This is a genomic window from Pseudomonas sp. PGPPP1 (assembly GCF_002255865.1).
Taxonomy (GTDB): Bacteria; Pseudomonadota; Gammaproteobacteria; order Pseudomonadales; family Pseudomonadaceae; genus Aquipseudomonas; species Aquipseudomonas cremoris.
Genome location: NZ_NKIG01000001.1, coordinates 90,551 through 107,816, shown reverse-complemented (window position 1 = coordinate 107,816; position 17,266 = coordinate 90,551). Strand labels below are relative to the sequence as shown.

Here is a 17,266-nt window from a genome sequence, read left to right as displayed (position 1 = left end):
AGCGTTAGCGTGCAGATCAGGGCTTGAGCGGTTGCTGCATCGGCATCAAGGCGCCGTAGTCATTGATGGCGTTGAACTCGACCTGGGCAGCGCCGGGTGAGGTCTTGAGGCCATTCACGGCAAACACGTGGGTCGCACCGGGGCCGACCATGCCGTTTTCACCTTCGAAGCGCTGGTTGCCCACCGCCAGGTTCAACTCCACCAAAGACACGTGGAAAGCACTCGGGTTGAACGCTTGCAACGCGTAACCCTGACCCTGGGGGATCACCTTCCATTGCAGTGCGGATGGGGCGTCAGTGGCGCTGCCGGGCAGGCCATCGGGACGGTAGAAAACCTTGATCCGCGAACGAAATGCCATCTGCAGCACATTCAGATCCACCGGGCCTTCGGCCTTGGGTGGGATCTCCAGGATGTTGAGCCAGTACACCGACTCCTTGTCACTGGCCAATGGCGCACCGGTGAACATCAGGCGCAGGCTCTGGCCTTTGCTCGGGTCGATGCGCGACACCGGCGGCGACAGCACAAACGGCGCCTTGGAACTGGTGGGACTGGACTTGATATCACCGGTATCGACCCAAGCCTGGACCAGCGCGGGGTGCAAACCGTTGTTGTTCAATTTGACGGTGATTTCCTTCTGGCCCGCCGGGTAAACCAGACGGGTACCGGTGATCACCACACCGGCCATGGCCTGGGAGCAGACCAATGTGGCAAGGGCCACGCATGCACTACGACGAAGCATTTTCAGGCAGGACATAACACACCTCATCAGCCGCACATCGGCGCGCCGCATAGGCTGCGCGCAGACGTGCCTGCGGCTTACTGGTAGTCGACGTTGTACGTGATGGAGCTGACCACGGTGCCAGGGGTGGTAGGGCCGGTAGCGAAGTACTGCACGGCGTACGGCATGTTGGCCGAACCGGTGCCGTCGATGGTGTTGCGGGTGGTCTGGGTGAGCTGGTTGGTGTTACCGGCCTGGATCACGGCGCCGCCTTGAGCATCGACCAGTTGCAACTGCACGTTGGTGGCAGTGCCGGTCATGTTGTTCAGGTTGCCGGTGATCGGGTCGACGGTAGCGCCCGAGTTGAAGAACGCAGCCGCCGTGGCGGCAGCGCCGACGCAGTTGCTCAGTTGGATGTTGAAACCGGTACGGCCTTCGGCTTGGCCAGCGGCAGTGAGCAGGCCGGTGGAGATGGTCGGCAGGGTCACGGTAGCCACGGCTGGGCTGACAACGCCGTCTACGGCGATGGTGCAGGTCTGGTTGACCAGCTCACCGTTGAAATTGATGGTGCCATCGGCGGCGTTGGCGAACTGGGTGCCGGTTGCGCAAACCAGGGCAGCGAGCGAGAGGGCTTTGATCTTCATGGTGCAACTCCAATGGGAAAGTTTTTAAACACTGTCGCCATGCGTTGATGAGTTGTCAGGTGCCTGATGTGCGCCTGGTATTAACAAAGCATCTGCTGTGTCGACGGGGTTTATCTTCCGCTTTGGGGGTGGCTGATCCTGTAGTACGCGTCCCTCCGGCTTGTAGGATATTTCCCACGGGATTTGATTGGGGGTGGGATTTTTTGGGGGGGCATATCCGTTGTTTAGGTAACGGCGGCTTATGGTTCCGCTCTTACAGCGGCTCACTTTTGAAGAGCGCAAAAGTAAGCAAAACGCTTCGCCCCACCACTCGGTGTCTCGCCTAGGCTCGACATGCCCTCACTCCGGCTTGAATCCGTGGGCCGCCGTCATGGGCCATCCTTGGCCCAGGACGGCTAACCCGGCGTCCTGCCGGGGTACCCACGGATTCAAGCCTGCGTTCGGCCAGCGTGGTTTAACGGGGCGTTTAAGATCAAGATCAAGATCAAAAACAGAGCCAGAGCCGAAGCAAACCGAGGTCTGCCTGATATATGGAGATCCAAATGTGGGAGCGGGCTTGCTCGCGAATGCAGTGTGTCAGTCAACACATTCATTGGCTGATCCACCGCATTCGCGAGCAAGCCCGCTCCCACATTTTTGACCGTGTCCGGCTTCCTTACCCTGTGAAACCTGCTTTTCTGTGGGAGCTGGCTTGCCAGCGATGCAAACAACTCGGTACATCAGGCACACCCAGTTGATGCCATCGCAGGCAAGCCAGCTCCCACAGTTTGAACGGTGATCGGCACACACTAACCGGTCGGCTCTAAGGCCGCCGCGCTCTTGCTTTTGATCTAAAAGCGCCCCGTCAAACACGCTGGCCGAACGCAGGCTTTGGAGCGTGGGTAACCCGGCAGGACGCCGGGTTAGCCGCGCTGGGCCAAGGATGGCCCATCGCGGCGGCCCACGCTCCAAAGCCGGAGTGAGGGCACACCGAGCCTAGGCGAGGTGCCGAGTGTTGGGGCGAAGCGTTTTTGGTTACTTTTGGCGCTCTTCCAAAAGTGACCCGCCGTAAGGGCGGAACCATAGGAGGCCGTTACCGCAGCAACGGATATACACACCTACACCAAATAACTCTCCAACCGCCGCTCCAACTGCTCCATGGCCCGCTGCAACCCATCCACCGCATCAGTCAACACCGCCGAATTCAACCCCTCACAAGCCGTTTCCAACCCTTCACACGCCTGAATCAAACGCTGCGCCTTGATAATCCGCGCGCCTCCCTTGACCCGGTGTGCCAGGTCAGAAAGCCCCGTCACGTCATGCTGGGTAAACAGCTGCATTAACCGCGACATGTCTTGCTGATTGCTGGTGGCCAGGTCATGCAGCAGGCTCTTGATCGAGGCCGGGTCGCCACGGCTGAGCTGCTCCAGGCTGGTGAGGTCGATGTCGTCCGACTGGACGTCAACCGCTACCGGCCCACTGTGCGGCGTCAAGCATGCCAAGTGAGCGCTGAGGCCCTGCAAACTGATGGGCTTGAACAGGCAATCGTCCATGCCCGCAGCCAGGCAGCGGTCTTTTTCTTCGGGTTGGGCGTTGGCGGTCAGGCCGAGGATAAGCCCGGCAGGCAGGCTTCTGGCGCGCTCTTCGTCACGAATCGCGCGGGTCAGGTCGTAGCCATTCATCAGCGGCATGTTGCAGTCGGTGATGACCACGTCGAAGGGCTGCGCACGCCAGGCACGCAGGCCGTGGGCACCGTCTTCGGCGTCGACCACGCGGTGGCCAAGATAATGCAGTTGCTGGGTTAGGAGCAGGCGATTGGCCGGGTAGTCGTCGATCACCAGTACGTTGAGCGACTGCGCCGCGTGCAACTGAACAGGCTCGACAGCGGCTGGCGCGTCCAGCGTAGCGAGGGTCGGCAGGCTGACGCGCATTTCCACCTGGGTGCCCTGCCCCAGCACGCTGTGCAGCACCAGGCTGCCGCCCATCATTTCGCACAGGGTGCGGCTGATCATCAACCCCAGTCCCGACCCACCGCGCGCCGACTGCCCAGCGTTGCTGGCCTGGGCAAACGGGCTGAACAGGCGCTGCTGGTCGTCCTGGGAAATACCGCTGCCGGTGTCTTCCACCCGCAGGCAGATTGCCAGGCGTTCGTCACCGTGGCTCGGTTCGGCACTGACCCGCAGGCGCACTTGACCGTGCTGGGTGAACTTGATGGCGTTGCTCAGCAGGTTGGACGCGATCTGCTTGAAGCGCAGCGGGTCCACCAACACCTCGCGGTTGATACGCGGGTCGAGGTCGAGGATCAGTTGCAGGTGTTTCTGCCGCGCCAGCCCTTCGAAGATTCGTGCTACCGACTCCACCAGTTCACGCAGGTTGGCGCGCTCCGGCGCCAGTGACAGGCGGCCGGATTCGATGCGGGCGATGTCGAGGATATCGCCGATCAAATCCAGCAAGCCACGGGCCGCACCCGAAGCGACTTCGATGGAGAATCGATCGGTGACGCCTTGGTCGGCCTTCTTCATCGCCAGTTCAAGCATGCCGATGATCGCGTTCATCGGCGTGCGGATTTCATGGCTCATGGTCGCCAGGAAGGTGGTCTTGGCACGGTTGGCCGCGTCGGCACCTTCCTTGGCCTCGCGCAAGGCTTCGAGCAGATGCTGACGCTCGCTGATATCGATCCAGCCGCCAATCATGCCGCTGACCTCACCGTCGCTGCCGCGATACGGCAGCATCCAGTGGTAGATCGTCAACACGCTGTCCGTATCCATGGTCAGGCTGCGGTCCTGCACCCTCGGCACGCCTTCGGCCATCACCTGCAAATAGTCTGCATGGTAGGCGGCGGCCTCGTCGGCACTTTTCAGCACGCCTTCGACCACAGTCTTGCCAATCACCGCTTCGCGCTCCACACCGAAGACTTGCAGGTAGCCGCTGTTGCAGATCCGCAACCGCCCCTCGCGGTCGCGCACATAGATGGGATGCGGCGTGCCGTCGATCAACACGCGCATGAACTCCATCTGGTCGTTCAAGGCGATCTGCGCCTGTTTGCGCTGGCGCATCAACATGCGCAGGTACGCGATCCAGCCGAAAGCCACCAACAGCAGCAGTGCCGCGCCGGCAAACCCCTGCAGGATCAAGGTACGGTTGCGCAGCCAATAGCTGTCATCCACCACGATCTCACTGCGCCAGCGGTTGGTGACTTCGTCCATCTCTTCCGGCGGAATGCTCAGCAGGGCTTTTTCCAGGATCGAATACAGCTCCAGCGCGCCACGCGACGTGGCGAAGGCAACACGCGCCGACTCGGTGCCGACGGTGGTGGTGATGCGCAATTGGTCACGGTATTGGCGGGAGATCATGTAGCGCGCGGTGATCAACGAGTTGACGGCGGCATCCGCCTGCCCATTGGCCACCAGGGCCATGGCTTGCTGGGCATTCTCGGCGTTGACCAAGGTGATGTTCGGGAAATCGTCGAGCAATTGGTCACGCACCGGGTTACCGGTGATTACCGCCAGGCGCTTGCCGGCCATTTCATCCAGGGTTGCCGGGCTGTTTGGGCCGATGCGGCTGATCAGCACGTACGGCATGCTCAAGTAGGGCCGGGTAAACCGCAGTTGGCTTTCACGGGATTGGCTGGGTGTGAGGGTGATCAGCAGGTCGGCTTTGTCCGTGCGAATCTGCTCGATCATGCCGGCCACAGACTGCGTGCTGCGCACCTCGAACTTCAAGCCGGTGCGCAAGGCGACTTTGGCCAGCACATCGGCACTGATCCCGCGAAACTCGCCGTCTTCGTTGAAAAACGAGAACGGCACAAAGCTGTCGTCGATCGCCACCTTCAAGCGCGGGTGAGCGGCCATCCAGCGCTGCTCGCTGGCGCTGAAATTCAGCACCGTACGCCCCGGCATGCTGCCGCCGCCGGCGCTCCAGCGACGCAGGATAGTCATGCGCTCACTCTGGGGGATCGCCGCCAGCGCGGTGTTGATGATGTGCAGCAGACGGTTGTTGGCGTTCGCCACCGCGAAGGAAAAATTGCTGACTTCCATCTGGGAAAAGTCGGCCAGTTGCACGTTGTTCAGGTAGTTCTTGTTGATCAGGTACTGGGCGCTAATGGAGTCGCCCAGGTACACGTCGGCATTGCCGAAAGCGACAGCGCCAATTGCACTCAGGGTCGAAGGATAGAGTTGCAACGTGGCCTCGGGGTAAAACGCCTGCACTGCTTCTGGCGGCAGGTAGTGGTAAAGCATGGCAATCTTTTTGCCGGCCAAGCCTTCGGTGAGGGTCTGGCTGTTGGCGACCTGGGTGACCAGGGTTGGCTGGTCCTCGGCATAGGAGGTCGACATCAGCAGGTCATGATCGGCTTGTTCATAGCCATTGGCGGTGCCGAGGAAATCCACCTCGCCCTGCTTGAGTGCGTCGATCACTTCGGCGCGGGAGGCAAAGCGGCGCACTTCCACGGGTGTGCGCAACAGCTCGCTGAGCAATTGCGCGTAGTCGGCGGTGAGTCCTTCGTAGTCGCGGCCATTGGTGGTCATGGCGAACGGGGAGTAATCCGGCGCCGAGGCGCCCATCACCAATACGCCTTTGCTGCGTAACAGACTCCAGTCCTGTTCCGACAGCGACACGCCGTAATCGGACACGTGCGAGCGTCCCAACACCTGGAATGTTTGTGCCGGGGCAGCCGCCAGTACAGCGCCGTTCAAGCCGGCGACCAACCACACACCCAGCAGCCATTTACGCAGGAAAGTGTTCATTCAGACCAGGTTATTACGCTTGGCGAAATCGGCCAGGTACACCACCGACTTGACCTTGAGTTTCTCGATCAGGCGCGTCTTGTAGGTGCTGATGGTTTTATTGCTGAGTAGCATCGCGTCGCCGATTTCCTTGTTGCTCAAGCCCTGGGACAATTGCTGCAGGATGGTCAGCTCACGGTCCGACAGGGTCTGGATCAGTTCCAGGTCGGTGGTCTCGGCATCACTGCGGCGCACTGAACTGAGGGCCAGGTTGGGGAAGAAGGTGTAGCCGCTCATGACCGCCTTGATCGCCTTGACCAACTCGTCCATGTCATTGGTCTTGGAGATGTAGCCCGCCGCGCCGGCCTTCATGCAGCGCATGGAATAAAACTGCGGCGACTGGGAGGTCAGCACCAGGATCTTGCTTGACAGGCCAAGGCCGCAGAGACGCGCGATCACTTCCAGGCCATCCAGCTTGGGCATGGCGATATCCAGCACGATCAACTCGGGCTCATGCTCGCGAGCCAGCTGTATCGCGTCGGCGCCGTTATCGGCTTCGGCCACGACCTCAAAGCCTTCCTGCTTCAAGAGCATCTTCACCGAGGAGCGAATAAACGGATGATCATCCACGACTAACGCTTTAAACATAACAACCCCTGTGAGACAAATCCGCCCCAAAATACACGAGCGCGACCTGAGTGTAGGAAATTTCTTAGAAGTTTGAGCGGCCGTTGGCATGCGCTTCCAGCCAGGGCAGCAGGCGGTAGCCCGCCATTGGCCGTGCCAGGAAAAAGCCTTGGCCCAGTTCACAGCCCAGGGCCCGCGCGCCGTCAAGGATCCGCGGACTGCCGACGCCTTCGATCACCAGGCTCATGCCGAGAAAATTGGCCAGGGCCAGGGTGCTGCTGACCAGGCTCGGGCAGTGGCGCACAAATTCGCCGTCCAGCTTGAGCTGGCTGAAGGGCAGCTGGCAGAGCAGCTTGAGGGACGAAAAGCCGTTGCCGAAGTCATCAATCGACAAACCACAGCCCAGCATGCGCAGGCGCAGCAGGTTTTCCTGCACGGCGGGTGAGGCATTCAGCAGGCCGTTTTCGGCGAACTCGAACATCAGGGACGAGCCTGGAAAACCATGCTGGCCGAGGGCCCATTGGATATGCGCGACCAAACCACCGTCGAGCAATTGCGACGCGTGCAGGTTGAACGCCAGTTCCAGCGGCAGCGCTTGCCTACGCAGCACACCCATAAGGCTAAGGCCCTGTTCCAGCAGTTGCTTGAACATGTCGTCGATCAGGTCATAGGCCAGCACGGCGGCAAGGAAGTCTTCGGGCAACAGCACGCCCCGCGCCGGATGCTCCCACCGCACCAAGGCTTCTACACCGGCCAGTTGGCCGGTGCGCAGGTCGAATTTGGGTTGGAACCAGGCGCGAAACTCACCCAGGGCTAGGCCACGCTGGATCTCCAGCTCACTGGGCAAGGGTTTGACGGAAGAAGGGGCCATGCTTACCAACCACTTTGCGGGTGCGAAGGCGGTGATAGTGGCCGGGAATATTCCGAATCTGTAAGGGAAGCTTCCTGCTGTTATGTAGGAAATTTCCCAGAGATTATTAAGGGTCGACTTGCCCCATCAATTCCGGAATCGATTCCGGCCGCTTGGCATAGCGTTGGGCCAGTGCCGCGCAGACCATCAACTGGATCTGGTGGAACAGCATCAGCGGCAGGATCAACACGCCCATAGTCGCCCCGGCGAACAACACCTGAGCCATTGGCACACCGGTCGCCAGGCTTTTCTTCGAACCACAGAACAGGATAGTGATGCGGTCTTCCTGGTTGAAACCAAAGGCCTTGCCCAATATGGTCGAAGCCACCAGCACCAACGCCAGCAATACGCAGCACGCCACCACCAGGCCGCCCAGTTCCCACAGCGGGATCTGGTGCCAGATGCCTTCGTTGACCGCTTCGCTGAACGCGCCGTACACCACCAGCAGGATCGAGCCCTGATCGACGAATTTGAGCCAGGATTTATTGCGCCCGACCCACTCGCCGATCCAGCGGCGGGCGATCTGCCCGGCGATAAACGGCAGCAACAGTTGCACGCTGATTTTGAGGATGGCATCGACGGTAGAACCGCCCTCCCCGTGCACATTGAGCAACAGGGTCACCAGCAACGGCGTGAGAAAGATCCCGAACAGGCTCGACGCCGCAGCACTGCAAATCGCCGCCGGGATATTGCCCCGCGCCAGGGAGGTGAAGGCAATTGCCGACTGCACCGTGGCCGGCAAGGCGCAGAGGTAGAGCATGCCCATGTACAGGTCTTTGCCGATCAGCGGTGACAACACCGGCTTGAGTGCCAGGCCCAGCAGCGGAAACAGCACGAAGGTCAGGCTGAACACCAGCAAGTGCAGGCGCCAATGCCCGGCACCGGCCACGATGGCCTGGCGCGACAGCTTGGCGCCGTGCAGGAAAAACAGCAGCGCAATTGCCAGGTTGGTCACCCAGCCAAAGGCCACGGCGGTCTGGCCGCTGGCGGGCAGCAGGGAGGCGAGGATCACCGTGGCGATCAGGGTGAGGGTGAAGTTGTCGGGCAGAAAACGCGGGCGGGTCATAAGCAAATCTTCCAGGGGTTGCCAAGAGCATCGTCGCGACTCTAACGTAACGCCTTGTTACCGACTAACGCCAATGAGCCAGTAAATGCCGCCTAAAGGACATGACAAGACGGTCCGCCGCAGTGTGCCCGGGCTTTCCAGCCTGCCACGCCCGGTGTATGGGCGCACCGAATCCTTGCCTAATCGTGCACTGACCCGCCGACACAGCCACCCGTGGGTGCAATTGTCCTACGCGATTTCCGGGGTGCTGGAGATCCAGACAGGCGTCGGCCGCTTCGTCGCCCCGCCCCAGCGTGCGGTGTGGATTCCCGCAGGCGTGCCGCATCGGGTGTTCAGCTCGCCCCACACCGAAATGCGCAGCCTGTACCTCGATTGCAGCGTCACCGCCTGGGCCAGCGAGCGTTGTCATGTGCTGGAGGTGAGCAGCTTGCTGCGCGAATTGATCCGCAGCTTCAGCGAGCTGCCGGTGGAATATGCCGAGGACGGGCCGGATGGACGCCTGGCCCAGGTGGTGCTGGACCAGTTGGCGGCGGCGCCGCAAGTGGACTTGATGCTGCCACTGCCGCTGGACCCGCGCTTGCGCCAGATCTACCGCAGCCTGAACTCACACCCGGAGCAGCAGACCACGCTGGGGCAGTGGAGCCAGAAGCTGGGGGTGAGTGAGAAGACCTTGAGCCGGCTGTTCTTGAGTGACACCGGGCTGACGTTTCGCGCGTGGCGCCAGCGGTTGCGGTTGCTGACCGCCCTGCCTGCGTTGGAGCAAGGCGAGCGCGTGACGGACGTGGCGTTGGGGTGTGGGTATGAGTCGACGTCGGCGTTTATCAATGCGTTTCGGCAGCAGTTTGAGGCCACGCCGGGGGAGTTCTTCCGCTGATCCTTCAGACAATGAAGATCAAAGGTGGGAGCTGGCTTGCCTGCGATAGCGGTGTGCCAGCCAGCACCTGTATTGACTGATACTCCGCTATCGCAGGCAAGCCAGCTCCCACAATGGGATTTGCATGAACCTTTTAGAGGTGGGACTTGGCCAGAATGGCCTGAAGCAGCACATCCGCCCCCGCCGTCGACCATTCCTGGGAAATCTCTTCCGCTTCGTTGTGGCTAAGCCCATCCACACACGGCACAAAAATCATCGCTGTCGGCGCCACCTTGTTCAGGTAGCAGGCATCATGCCCGGCACCGGAAATCATCGGTCGATGGCTGTAGCCCAGCGCCTCGGCCGAGGCCCGCACCACCTCGACACAATCCGCGTCAAACGCAATCGGCGCGTACTGTAAGATCTGCTTCACGCTGTGCCCCAAGCCAATCGCCTCGGCGATACCTGCTACGGCGTCGCGTAACTGCTGGTCCTGACGCGCCAACACCGCTTCATCCGGGTGACGGAACTCCACGCTGAAAAACACCCGCCCCGGCACCACGTTGCGCGAGTTGGGGAAGATATTCGCCATGCCGACGGTCGCGCGTCCTTCGGCGCCCTGCTCCAGGCCCAGGCCGTTGACCGCCTCGACCACGCGGGCAAAGCCGAGCAAGGCATCCAGGCGATGGTCCATGGGTGTGGTCCCTGCGTGGGCACTGCGACCGGTCAGTTCCACTTCGTACCAGCGTTGACCTTGGGCACCGGTAACGACGCCGATGGTGATGTCCTGCGCCTCAAGGATCGGGCCTTGTTCGATATGCAGTTCAAACGCGGCATGTATCGCTTGGCCGCCAACCGGATGGGCCCCGGCGTAGCCAATTTCTTGCAGCGCCTGGCCAATGGTCACGCCCGACTTGTCCTCGCGGGACAAACCGTATTCCAGGTCAAACACACCGGCGTAGACGCCCGACGAAATCATCGCCGGAGCAAACCGCGAGCCTTCTTCGTTGGTCCAGTTGACCACTTCGATAGGCCGGTCGGTTTCGATGCCCAGGTCATTCAGGCTGCGCAGCACTTCCACCCCGGCGAGCACGCCATAGATGCCGTCGTACTTGCCGCCAAAAGGTTGGGAGTCGCCGTGGGAGCCGGTGAGCACCGGGGCCAGATGGTCATGCCGACCGGCACGCCGGGCGAAGATATTGCCCATGGCGTCCACGCGAATGCTGCAGCCGGCGGCCTCGCACCAGTGCACGAACAGGTCGCGGCCTCGACGGTCTTCATCGGTCAGGGCCAGGCGCGATACGCCGCCCTTTTCGGTGGCGCCGATTTGCGCCATTTCCATCAGCGAGCCCCACAGGCGCTCGCCATTCACCCGCGCCAGGTTATTCATGAGGTTTGGCCCGATAACGGAAATCACAGTGGTGCGCGCCGCCCATGATGGTCTGGGTGCGAGTCAGTTCAATGTCCGGGTTAAAGCCGACGATAAACAGCTCGTCGCGGTTGCACGACAGCAAGTGGCCGATCTCGCCCAGGCCCATCTCGTTGTACATCTCGGCGTAGCGGCAGCGCTTGACGTCGTAGTCGTAGTGCTCGGCATCGCTGGCGATGATCTCGACTTTCAGCGCGTCGTCCTTCTCCCACAGCACTTGCAGCTCGACGAAGCTCTTGAGGTCGGCATTTTCTTCCAGCGCGGCAAAATGCTTGCCCGCCTGGATCGCCGCGTTGCCCACCGCCTCGCCGATCACCGCTGCGGCAAACGCCTGGCCCTGCTCGCGCTTGAGAATCTCGTAGATCGGCTTGATGATTTCGGCCTCGATCCGCCGCCGGGCCAGGATGCCCAGTTCACCTTCCAGTTTGCTCATTGTGTGCCTCCATCAGCTCCACAGCATCGGGCGCCCCAAGGCGCCCGACAAAACGATTAATTGCCGCCTGCCACGCTGACCGGCTGCCATTGGTTGGCCTTGACCTGGTAAACGGTGAACGACGGTTTCTTCAAGTTGCCTTCGGCATCGAACGCAATGGTGCCAGTCACGCCCGGGTAGCTGATGGCACGCAAGACCGGCAGGTATTTCTGCGGGTCAACCGAGTCGGCTTTCTCGATGGCCGCGACCAGCACGCCCACGCCGTCATAGGCGAACGGGGCATGCAGTTCGATACCGTGCTTGTAGCGTTCTTTGTACGCCTGTTCGAACGCCTTGCCGCCGGGCATCTGCGAGATCGCCAAGCCCGGTTCCAGCGCAATCACGCCCTCGCCTTCGTTCTGCGCCAGCTCCAGGAACGTCTGGCTGACAAAACCACCGGCGCCCATCAATGGCGCCTTGATGCCCAACTGCTTGATGCGACGGGCCAGCGGTGCGGCCTGAGAGTCAACGCCGCCGAAGAAGATCAGGTCCGGGTTCTGGCTGCGGATATTGGTCAGCACGGCGCTGAAGTCGATGGTCTTGTCGTCCACGTACTCACGCCCCACCACCTTGGCGCCACCGGCCTCGATGGACTTGACGAACTGGTCCGCCAGGCCCTGGCCGAACGCGGTACGGTCGTCGATTACAGCGATGCGCTTGGCCTTGAGTGTGTTCAAAGCATAGTCGCCGGCCACCTGACCGCCATCGTCGTCATGGCCCATGATGCGAAAGCTCGTATCAAAGCCTTGCTGGGTGTACGCATGACCTGTAGCCACTGGGGCGACCTGGGCAATACCGGCATCGTGGTAAACCCGCGCTGCCGGGATGCTGGTGCCGGTGTTCCAATGGCCAACCACGCCGACCACACCTTCATCCACCAGACGCTGGGCCACGGTGACGGCGGTACGCGGGTCGGACTGGTCATCTTCGGAAACCAGCTTGAAGGTCACGGCTTCACCGTTGATCTTCGGGTGCTTGGCGTTGGCTTGGTCGATGGCCAGCCTGGCGCCGTTTTCCAGGTCTTTGCCGATCCGTGCCGAGGGGCCAGTGAGCGGACCAGCCAGGCCGATCAGTACGGTCTGGTCGGCTTGGGCGACGGCGCTGGCCAGGCTGCTCAGGGCCAAGCCGATCAGTGCGGTTTTCTTCAACGTATTCATCTGTAGTTCCTGCTTCTTTTCGGGCGGGTCGGAACACGCCGGGCGTCCGGTAGCGTCATGGGGTTTGGTTCATTCGCCGAGGTACGCGCTGCGTACTTCGGGGTGTTCCAGCAAATCCTGCGAGGGGCCGGTGAGGCTGATACGCCCGGTGTCCATCACGTAGGCGCGGTCGGTGACTTGCAGCGCCAACCGTGCGTTCTGTTCCACCAGCAACAGGGTCATGCCCTGGCGGCAGACGTCGTCGATTACCTGGAAAATCTTCTCCACCATGATCGGCGCCAGGCCCATGGACGGTTCATCGAGGATCAACAAGCGCGGGCGCGACAGCAGCGCGCGGGCCAGGGCGAGCATTTGTTGCTCGCCGCCCGAGAGCAAGCCGGCCGACTGGTGCAAGCGTTCTTCCAGGCGCGGGAAGTGTTCGTACAGTTGGCGCATTTCGCGCTGCACTTGCTCATTGTCGCGGCGCAAAAACGCACCGGCCTGCAGGTTTTCCAACACGCTCATGCGCGCGAATATCCCACGGCCTTCAGGGACCATGGCGATGCCTTGGCGCAGAAGCTTTTCCGGTGCCTGGCCGAGAATCGATTGGCCGGCAAAACGGATCTCACCCCTGGACGCCGGCAGCAAGCCGGTCAGGGCCTTGAGGCTGGAGGTCTTGCCCGCGCCGTTGGCGCCGATCAACGTGACGCGTTCGCCTTCGTTGATATGCAGGTCGAGGGATTTGACGGCTTCAATGGCGCCGTAGCGCACCTGCAAGCCGTCGACTTTCAAGAGTGCTTCAGACATGCGCACTGGCTCCCAGATAGGCCTGGATCACCGCCGGGTGTTGGCGCACCTCAGCCGGCGGACCCACGGCGATGACTTGGCCGTAATCCAATACGCTGATGCGGTCGCACACGCCCATCACCAGTTTTACGTCGTGTTCGATCAGCAAGAGCGTGTGGCCATCGTCGCGGATCTTTTCCAGCAGGCCGCGCAGTTGCACTTTCTCGCTGGCGTTCATGCCCGCTGCCGGTTCATCCAGCGCCAACAGGCGTGGCTCAGTGGCGAGGGCACGGGCGATTTCCAGGCGGCGTTGGTGGCCGTAGCTCAGGCTGTCGGCGCGGTAATTGGCATAGCCAGCCAGGCCCACATAAGCGAGTAGACGATGGGCGTGGGCGCGGGTCTGCGCCTCTTCTTCCCGGGCGCGGCGGTGCTGGCTCAACGCTGCCCACAGACCATTGCGGGTGCGCACGTGGCGCCCGACCATGACGTTTTCCAGGGCGCTCATGCTGTTGAACAGACGGATGTTCTGGAAGGTGCGCGCGATGCCCGCCTCGGCCACCTGGTGCACGCTGGTGGGCTGGTAGTCACGACCATCGAGCTGGAAGCGCCCGGAGTCCGGGGTGTAGAGCCCGGTCATCACGTTGAAGAACGTGGTCTTGCCGGCGCCATTGGGGCCGATCAAGCCGTAGATCTCGCCGGGCTGGATGCTCAGGCTCACGTCGGTCAGCGCCGCGACGCCGCCGAAGTGCTTGTTGACCTTGTCGATCTGCAACAACGGTGCGTTCATCGTGCCACTCCTTTGGGCCACAAACCGGCGGGTCGATAGAGCATCGCCAGGATCAGCGCCAAGCCGTAGAACAGCTGGCGGATGATTTCCGGGTCCACCAGCACCTGGCCGAACAGCGCCTGCTGCAAGGGGCTCATGCTGGCGCGCAAGGCTTCGGGCAAGGCCGCCAGCAACACGCAACCGAGGATCACCCCGGGGATATGCCCCATGCCGCCCAGCACCACCATCGCCAACACCGCGATGGACTCGTTGAGGGTGAAGGATTCCGGCGAAACAAAGCCCTGGAACGAGGCGAACAACGCCCCGCTGACGCCGCCGAACGCCGCGCCAATCGCAAACGCCAGCAGCTTGAGGCGCACGGTGTTGATGCCCATGGCCTGGGCTGCGTCTTCGTCTTCACGGATCGCCACCCAGGCACGGCCGATGCGCGAACGCTCCAGGCGAATGCAGGCGAACAGGATCAGCACCACCAGTGCGGCAAACAGGTAGTAATAGAGGTACACCGAGGGCAGGCGCAGGCCGAACAGCTCTTGGGTGCGACCGAGGTTCACGCCCAACAGGCTGACCGGGTCGACCTGGGAAATACCTTTGGGGCCATTGGTGATGTTCACCGGGCGATCGAGGTTGCGCAGCAGGATGCGAATGATCTCGCCAAAGCCCAGGGTGACGATGGCCAGGTAGTCACCGCGCAAGCGCAACGTCGGTGCGCCCAGCACCACGCCACAACCTGCGGCGAGCAACGCACCCAACGGCAGGATCAACCAGATAGAGGTGTGCATGCCCGCCGGCAGCAACGCCGCCAACGCGGGAAACTGTTGCAGCAAATGCGGCGACGAAAGCAACGCCGCGAGGTAGGCACCCACCGCGTAGAACGCGATAAAGCCCATGTCCAGCAGCCCCGCGTAGCCGACCACGATGTTCAACCCGAGGGCGAGCATGATGTACAGCAGGGCAAAATCCAGGGTGCGTACCCAAGTGTTGCCGCCCGCATGGCCGACGATCCAGGGCGCCAGCACCAGCGCAACGGCGAACAGCAACAAGCCCAGGCTCGCGCGTTTATTGGGTGAGAGAGACTTGATCATGCGCGGGTCGCCAAACGTTCGCCCAACAAGCCGGAAGGCCGGAACACCAGCACCGCGATCAACACGATAAAGGCGAACACATCCTGGTAATTACTGCCGAACACGCCGTTGGTGGCCGCGCCCAAGTAACCGGTGCCCAACGCCTCGATCAAACCCAACAACAAGCCGCCGAGCATGGCGCCCTTGAGGTTGCCGATGCCGCCCAACACCGCTGCGGTGAAGGCCTTGATGCCGGGCAAAAAGCCCATGTAGAAATGCGCGCTGCCGTAGTTGCTGGCCATCATGATGCCGGCCAGTGCCGCCAACGCGCCGCCAATGGCGAAGGTGATGACAATGATGCGGTTGGGGCTGATACCCATCAGGCTGGCGACCTGGGGGTTTTCCGCCACGGCGCGCATGGCCCGGCCGAAGCGCGTGCGCTCGACCAGCACCAGCAACGCGACCATCACCGACAAGGCGATGGCGATGGTGGTCAGTGCCGTGACGTTGGTAATCGCTGGATGTGCCGATGCGCCCGCCAGTACCTCAATGGGTTCCAACGGCAGCAGTTGCGGGAACATCTGCGGGTTGCGGGTCCACACCAACATCGCGATGGTTTGCAGCAGCAGCGACACGCCGATACCGCTGATCAATGGCGCCAGACGCGGGGCATGGCGCAGCCGGCGATAAGCGACGCGCTCAATCACCACGGCGAGCACCGCGCAAAAGGCCATGGCGACCACCGTGGCACAGAGCAACACCAGCACTGGCGGCAAGGCCGGCCAGGTCGCCTGCAACAGGCGAATCACCGACAGGCCCACCAGCGCGCCGATCATCAACACATCGCCGTGGGCGAAGTTGATGATGCGCAAAATGCCATAGACCATGGTGTAACCCAGGGCCACCAGCGCGTAGAGACTGCCCGTCATCAAACCGTTGAGCAGTTGTTGGATAAACGCATCCATGAAAACCATCGACCTCAGTGCGTACAAGGGCGGCACACTAAGCATCTATTCTGTTTTTATCAAATATCAGAAAGTCATATGGTTATATCAAAGCTGAAACACGCTATTTATGCCGTAAATACGGCGCTTATGGCTCTTTATTCGCAGCGAGAGTTGGTATTTAATTCAATACATGAATAAATCAGAACAGTTAGCCAATGACCCTCCCCTGCGTGCCGTGCGCACTTTCGAAGCCTTTGCGCGCCATGGTGGGGTGAATGCCGCTGCCCGCGAGCTGGACGTGTCCGCCTCGGCCATCAGCCATCAACTGCATTTGCTCGAAGACTTCCTGCAGCAGCCGCTGACCTTGCGCCAGGGCCGCAACCTGGTGCTGACCGACGAAGGTCGCGAGTACTACCGCGCGATTCGCTCGGCATTTGCGGTGCTGCGCAGCGCCACTGAGCACGTGCGCGAAAAAAGCGCCACGCGCCAGGTGACCATCAGCCTGATCCCGCTGTTTGGCATCAACCTGTTTATCCCGCGCCTGGCGAGTTTTTTGAAAGATCACCCGGCGCTGGACATCAACGTGACCTACGCCAACCACCGCAGCTACCCCAGCGATGCGGCCGACCTGTCGATCCGCTTTGGCACCGGGCACTGGCCGGGGTATCACAGCGAGCCGCTGATCTCGGGTGCGGTGACGCCGTATTGCAGCCGAGCGTTCCTGGCGCAGCACGGGCCTATCGACACACCCCAAGCGTTGAGTGAGCTGCCGCTGCTGCACGACGAAGAGCGTGGCACGTGGGGCCAATGGTTCGAGGCCGCCGAGGTGGATGCCACGGCGTTGAATGGGCTACTGCTGGAGGACGGGCAATTGGCGCTGACGGCCACCCTCACTGGCCTTGGGTGCGCGTTGCTGCGCGAGCCGCTGGTGGCGCCATTGGTGGCCAGTGGTGAATTGGTGAAGCTGTTTGAACTGGAGGTCAATGATGGTCGCCAGTACTACTTGTGCCGGCGGGCCAATAGCGAGTTATCGAGCGAAGGCAATGACTTGTATGACTGGATCAAGCAGACCTTGATCGCGGTTTAGGCACCCACACAACTCCAAATGTGGGAGCAAGCCCGCTCCC

At 61.6% G+C, this 17,266-nt stretch carries 15 protein-coding genes; 2 read left to right on the top strand and 13 right to left on the bottom strand.

Translation table 11 applies throughout. From position 1 onward, the window contains the following. Positions 1 to 16: 16 nt before the first annotated feature. From CFE47_RS00530 to CFE47_RS00505, 6 genes are all read right to left on the bottom strand, one after another. A complete protein-coding gene (locus CFE47_RS00530; RefSeq protein ID WP_286835024.1) occupies positions 17 to 754 on the bottom strand; it encodes a fimbria/pilus periplasmic chaperone in 738 nt (245 codons plus the stop codon). A 62-nt stretch (positions 755 to 816) separates the two neighbouring features. Further along, a complete protein-coding gene (locus CFE47_RS00525) occupies positions 817 to 1,362 on the bottom strand; it encodes a fimbrial protein (protein WP_286835023.1) in 546 nt (181 codons plus the stop codon). Positions 1,363 to 2,459: 1,097 nt separating this feature from the next. Beyond that, on the bottom strand, positions 2,460 to 6,086 hold the full coding sequence (locus tag CFE47_RS00520; protein ID WP_286835022.1) for a transporter substrate-binding domain-containing protein: 3,627 nt from the start codon (positions 6,084 to 6,086) through the stop codon (positions 2,460 to 2,462). After that, on the bottom strand, positions 6,087 to 6,713 hold the full coding sequence (locus tag CFE47_RS00515; protein WP_286835021.1) for a response regulator transcription factor: 627 nt from the start codon (positions 6,711 to 6,713) through the stop codon (positions 6,087 to 6,089). It abuts the gene before it with no gap. 64 nt (positions 6,714 to 6,777) lie between these two features. Then, positions 6,778 to 7,563: an EAL domain-containing protein gene (locus CFE47_RS00510; RefSeq protein WP_286835020.1), complete on the bottom strand. Its 786-nt coding sequence runs from the start codon at positions 7,561 to 7,563 to the stop codon at positions 6,778 to 6,780. 106 nt (positions 7,564 to 7,669) lie between these two features. Next, positions 7,670 to 8,668 carry a bile acid:sodium symporter family protein gene (locus tag CFE47_RS00505; protein ID WP_286835019.1) on the bottom strand — a complete coding sequence of 333 codons (999 nt, stop codon included), beginning with the start codon at positions 8,666 to 8,668 and terminating at the stop codon, positions 7,670 to 7,672. An 85-nt stretch (positions 8,669 to 8,753) separates the two neighbouring features. Between CFE47_RS00505 and CFE47_RS00500 the strand changes: the two genes are divergently transcribed. Further along, a complete protein-coding gene (locus CFE47_RS00500) occupies positions 8,754 to 9,542 on the top strand; it encodes an AraC family transcriptional regulator (protein ID WP_286835018.1) in 789 nt (262 codons plus the stop codon). Between the two features lie 133 nt (positions 9,543 to 9,675). Here the strand turns inward: CFE47_RS00500 and CFE47_RS00495 are convergent, their stop codons facing one another. The 7 genes from CFE47_RS00495 to CFE47_RS00465 all read right to left on the bottom strand — a co-directional run bounded on the left by CFE47_RS00495 (position 9,676) and on the right by CFE47_RS00465 (position 16,157). Then, positions 9,676 to 10,911, bottom strand: a complete 1,236-nt coding sequence (locus tag CFE47_RS00495) for a Zn-dependent hydrolase (RefSeq protein WP_286835017.1) — start codon at positions 10,909 to 10,911, stop codon at positions 9,676 to 9,678. Then, positions 10,904 to 11,383, bottom strand: a complete 480-nt coding sequence (locus CFE47_RS00490; RefSeq protein ID WP_286835016.1) for an L-2-amino-thiazoline-4-carboxylic acid hydrolase — start codon at positions 11,381 to 11,383, stop codon at positions 10,904 to 10,906. Before CFE47_RS00490 ends, CFE47_RS00495 begins: the two co-directional genes overlap by 8 nt. A gap of 56 nt (positions 11,384 to 11,439) precedes the next feature. Beyond that, positions 11,440 to 12,579, bottom strand: a complete 1,140-nt coding sequence (locus CFE47_RS00485; protein WP_286835015.1) for a branched-chain amino acid ABC transporter substrate-binding protein — start codon at positions 12,577 to 12,579, stop codon at positions 11,440 to 11,442. Between the two features lie 69 nt (positions 12,580 to 12,648). After that, positions 12,649 to 13,365, bottom strand: a complete 717-nt coding sequence (locus CFE47_RS00480; protein WP_286835014.1) for an ABC transporter ATP-binding protein — start codon at positions 13,363 to 13,365, stop codon at positions 12,649 to 12,651. Then, positions 13,358 to 14,131 carry an ABC transporter ATP-binding protein gene (locus tag CFE47_RS00475; protein WP_185706852.1) on the bottom strand — a complete coding sequence of 258 codons (774 nt, stop codon included), beginning with the start codon at positions 14,129 to 14,131 and terminating at the stop codon, positions 13,358 to 13,360. Before CFE47_RS00475 ends, CFE47_RS00480 begins: the two co-directional genes overlap by 8 nt. Continuing rightward, positions 14,128 to 15,213 (bottom strand): ABC transporter permease subunit, encoded by a 1,086-nt coding sequence (locus CFE47_RS00470; protein WP_286835013.1) that lies wholly within the window; start codon positions 15,211 to 15,213, stop codon positions 14,128 to 14,130. Before CFE47_RS00470 ends, CFE47_RS00475 begins: the two co-directional genes overlap by 4 nt. Next, positions 15,210 to 16,157 (bottom strand): branched-chain amino acid ABC transporter permease, encoded by a 948-nt coding sequence (locus CFE47_RS00465; protein WP_185706848.1) that lies wholly within the window; start codon positions 16,155 to 16,157, stop codon positions 15,210 to 15,212. The genes CFE47_RS00470 and CFE47_RS00465 overlap by 4 nt, the downstream gene beginning before the upstream one ends. Positions 16,158 to 16,329: 172 nt before the next feature. Here CFE47_RS00465 and CFE47_RS00460 point away from each other — a divergent pair, with 172 nt between their 5' ends. Then, positions 16,330 to 17,226 carry a LysR substrate-binding domain-containing protein gene (locus CFE47_RS00460; protein WP_286835012.1) on the top strand — a complete coding sequence of 299 codons (897 nt, stop codon included), beginning with the start codon at positions 16,330 to 16,332 and terminating at the stop codon, positions 17,224 to 17,226. Positions 17,227 to 17,266 lie beyond the last annotated feature (40 nt).